The sequence below is a fragment of the Micrococcus sp. ACRRV genome (assembly GCF_022346985.1).
GTDB lineage: Bacteria > Actinomycetota > Actinomycetes > Actinomycetales > Micrococcaceae > Micrococcus > Micrococcus porci.
This window is the reverse complement of sequence record NZ_JAKRNH010000157.1, coordinates 1-3,970: the sequence shown is the minus strand read 5'-3', so window position 1 is coordinate 3,970 and position 3,970 is coordinate 1. Positions and strand designations below refer to the sequence as shown.

Sequence of the window (3,970 nt, the reverse complement as noted above, 5' to 3'; positions counted from 1 at the left end):
GGCGCCCCCCTCACCCCCGCCCAGGTCTCGGCGGTGACATGGCTGGCCCTCGTGATGAACGACTGGCACCGGATGGCCGTCCGCAGTCACCCGGGTCGACCCCCGGCGTTGAATCCCTCTGTCGCCGAGCCGCCACCCAGCAGGTGGACGTCCCGCGCAGCCGTACGGACGCGAGACGGGCCCGGCCGCCATGACGGTCGGGTCCTTCTGCGTCGGGGCGCTCAGCCCTGCTTCCGCTCCTGCGCGTGCCTCTCCAGGAACTGCAGGTGCTCCGGACGCGGCTGGTCCACCTGGCCCTCCACCTCGTCGGCGTGCTTGTCCGCCCACTGCTTCACGTAGGGGCACACGGGCACGATGCGACGGCCGGCGGCCTCGGTGTCGCGCAACGCCTCGCGTACGAGGGTGGATGCGAGCCCCTTGCCCTCATAGGCGTCCTCGAGCTTGGTGTGGGGGAAGATCCGCTGCTCGGTGCCGTCCTCGGCGGTGTGGTCGATGGCCAGGGTGTAGCCGGCCACGGTGCCGTCGGCGTCGACGACGATCTCGTACTTCTCCGCGTTCTTGCGGACCTGCGGGTGGTCCAGGGAGGGGGTCTGCTCGGTCATGACGGGGGTCCTTTCTTCCGGTCTTCTCGGGAAGGCGTTCAGCCGCGGGGGCGCATGCGCGTGTGCGGCAGCGGGGGTGCGCGGATCGGGGGCTTGGGATCCGGCGGGAAGTCCCCGAACTGGGGGAAGGCGCGGCCGTCGTCGTAGGCGGCGCCGCGCAGGGCGTCCATGAGGTCGCCGTCGGCCGCGAGCGGCCGACCCCGGGCGCCTCGAACCCCATCTCCCGCTGGTAGGCCGCACGCCAGCGCACGACCTCCTCGTGGGACCGGCCCACGACGTTCCACCACATGATGATCTGCTCCCCGAGCGGCCCGCCGCCCAGGAGCAGGGCGATCACGGGCTCCTCGCCCGCGGTCACGACGATCTCCTCCGTGCCGGTGCCCACGTAGCCGAGGTGCGCCTGCGGCACGTCCGCGCCCTGCAGGGTGACGGCGCCCTCCACGGCCAGCAGGCCGTGCTCATGGTCCGCGGGCACGGGGATCCGGACGGTCGCGCCCGGCTCCACGCGCAGCTCCACACCCGTCAGCGGGATGGAGGTCGGCACAGGAGAGGACTGGCCCAGGAGGTCACCCAGGAAGACGCGGGCGATCCACCCCTCGCCCCCCACCGGCTCCGGGCGGTGCGAGTGCAGGGCCGGCTCGGAGAACCGGTGCTCGTCCGGCAGGGCGTACCAGAGCTGCGCGCCGTGGAGGACCGTGGTGTCCTCGGTGGAGTACTCACTGTGCGTGATGCCGGTGCCCGCGTTCATCAGGTTCACGTCGCCCGGACGGGCGGCCGCCCAGTTCCCGGCGGAGTCCTGGTGGTCGATCCGCCCTTCGAACAGCCAGGAGACCGTCGCCAGGCCGGTGTGCGGGTGCCGCGGCACGTCCATGCCGCCGGTCCGTGAGACGTCAACCGGGCCGTAGAAGTCCAGGAAGCACCAGGCTCCGATCAGGCTCCGCGCCCGCTGCGGCAGCGAGCGCTGCACGGGCATGGCGCGGGGGCCGCCCAGCGGCTCCTCCCGCGGCTCCAGGATCTCGACGACGGCGCCGTCCTCCCCGTCCGTCGAAGTCACCCCCGAACTCAGTCCGTCCGTGAACCGGGCGGGGCGGAGCTCGCCGTCGTCCTGGGTGGGGGCGTGGCCCGGGCCGCTCTCGCAGACCTGCTCCTGCGGGTCGCGTTCCGTGTTGCTTATCGGGGGCCTCCTCAGGAGTCGTGCCGGCGGACCGGGTGGTGGGACAGGATCGAGATGCGGTTGGTGACGTTCATGACGATCGCCAGCCACTGCACCGCCGCGTACTGCGCATCCGTGAGGACGCCGTGCGTGGACAGCTGCACGTACTGCTGCTGCTCCTGCTCCGGCAGCTCCGTGACGGCCTCCGCCAGCTCGAGGGCAGCGCGCTCGAGCTCGGTGTACACCTCGGGGGCCTCGCGCCAGGCGGACAGCAGTCCGCGGCGCTGGTCGCTCAGGCCGGCGCCGACGCCCTTGCGGGTGTGGACGTCCAGGCAGTAGGCGCAGCCGTTGATCGCGGACACGCGCAGGTTCACGAGCTCCATCAGCTGCTCATCCAGCCCGGCCTCGACGGCCGCGCGGCGGGCCGCGGCGGCCAGTCCGCCGACGGCCACCCATGCCTCGGGAACGGCCTTGTCCAGGTAGAAGGCCAGGGGGTCCTTGCGGGCGGGCGCGGCGTCGTCATGCGGGGAACTCATGGGGGAGAGGCTGTCGAAGGCGGACGGCGCAGGCAAGGGTGGGCGGACGGCGGCGAGGAGCAGGTCGACGAGGGTGGCGACAGGCAGGGCGGCCGGCTGCCTGGCGTCAGAAGCTCCCCGAGGATCCCGACCCGGAGAACGAGCCGCCCGAGGACCCGTAGCCGGTGCCGGACGAAGAGGACTCGTACGAGGCGACGGCGGAGTCGCCCGCGTCGACGCCGGCGGCGAACGCGGTCACGGTCCAGTAGGTCCGCCAGCCGTCGCCGGCGTCGAGGATGGAGCCGCGGCGGTCCCGGGGCACGGCCCGCTGCCCGTCCAGGCTCTCCTGCATCAGCCGCTGCTTCTTCCTCCCGTCCTGGGCCTGCGCCACGGCGCGGGCCAGCTCCTCGATCCGGACCGTCAGGCGGCGGCGCAGTCGCTCGAGGGCGTCGAGGGCGTCGTCCGGGGCCACCGTCTGCGCGGTCAGCCCCGTGCCGAGGCGTTCCAGCTCGGTGCGGGCCTCGTCCCGGAACGAGTCCAGGGCGGCGAGGGGGACCGCCGTGCCGTCCACGTCTCCCAGCCGATCGTGCAGGGCGGGCACGCGGTGCAGGTCCTCGCGCAGGGGCGCGACCTGCCGGTCCCAGGCGTCCTCCCAGCCCGGCAGTCGGTTGAGCAGCGCGTTCGCGTCCGCGATGGCGTCGTCGAGGGCGTCCAGGGCCGCGACGTCGTCCCGCACGCCGCCCGCCCGGTCGACGAAGGACTGCGCGGAGCGGTCCTTCACGGGGGCGGCTTCGAGCTCCTCGAGGCGGGCGGTGGCGTCCAGGGCGGACCGGTGGAAGCCGCGGTAGCGCTCCATCAGTCGCGCGCCATGACGGGAGCCGAGGGGCACGGTCGAGGCGTTCAGCTCCGTCGTCTCCCAGTCCAGGGTGACGCTCGTGAGGTGGTGGCGGGCCTCCTCGAGGTGCTCGGCGGACCGGCGCGCGCGGCTGCGGCGCGGCCCCACGACGGCGGCCGTGATGCCGGCGCCCGCGCCCAGCACCCCGAGCGCTCCGCCCCCGAGGCCGAGCCACACCACCGGATCCTCGTTCCAGGGCCGGCCGATGCGGGTGGCGGCCTCGTCCACCATGTCCACCACCGCGTCCGTCCAGCGGGCGTCGCGGGCGGCGTCCGTGCCGGCCTCGCGCACGGCGGACTGGCCACCCGACTCGAGCTTCCGGTCCTCGCCCTGGTACACGCCGAGCATGCGGTTGTCCGGGTCCACCGCCACGATCACGAGCCCGTCTGCCCACTTCTGACCGTCCGCGCTGATCCACCCCGGTCGCTGGGCGCGGGCGAACTCGAGGACGCGGCCGTTGAACGCCTGAGCCTTGCGCTCCTCGTCCAGGCCCCGGATGTCCGGGCCGCGCTCCGTGAACACGGCCACGCGCGTGGGCGCGCGGAACTCGATCCCCGCCAGGTCGCGCTCGAGCTGGGCCGGATCGATGATGCCCGCCTGATCCGCGAGGTCCACCCGGGACCACTCCAGGGCGTGGGCGGCCGGGGCGGCGACGACGGCGCCCGCCGCCACCGGCACCGCCGCGGCGGTCGCCGCGACGCCGGCGGGCGCGGCCGCCCCCGCGAGCGCGGCACCGGCCACGGCCGCTGCCGCCAGCGGGCGGGCGGCCCGAGCCAGGAGCCGCGCCCGGGGGGCGCGGGCGAGG

General features: G+C 74.5%; 4 protein-coding genes and 1 pseudogene. All 5 read right to left on the bottom strand.

The features are described 5' to 3' along the window. Positions 1-221: 221 nt before the first annotated feature. The gene (locus tag MHY29_RS11535) at positions 222-602 is read right to left on the bottom strand and encodes a GNAT family N-acetyltransferase (protein WP_239241348.1); all 381 of its coding nucleotides are present in this window, start codon (positions 600-602) and stop codon (positions 222-224) included. 38 nt (positions 603-640) lie between these two features. Then, the gene (locus MHY29_RS12555) at positions 641-772 is read right to left on the bottom strand and encodes a hypothetical protein (protein ID WP_350354993.1); all 132 of its coding nucleotides are present in this window, start codon (positions 770-772) and stop codon (positions 641-643) included. Positions 773-885: 113 nt separating this feature from the next. Beyond that, positions 886-1,575 (bottom strand): annotated as a pseudogene (locus tag MHY29_RS12550) (pirin family protein); the annotation flags it as partial. 212 nt (positions 1,576-1,787) lie between these two features. Continuing rightward, complete coding sequence (locus tag MHY29_RS11525) at positions 1,788-2,291, bottom strand: carboxymuconolactone decarboxylase family protein (RefSeq protein WP_224355606.1); 504 nt, start codon at positions 2,289-2,291, stop codon at positions 1,788-1,790. Between the two features lie 106 nt (positions 2,292-2,397). After that, positions 2,398-3,970, bottom strand: a 1,573-nt coding sequence (locus tag MHY29_RS11520; protein ID WP_239241346.1) for a DUF5129 domain-containing protein, incomplete at its 5' end; no start/stop codon positions are given.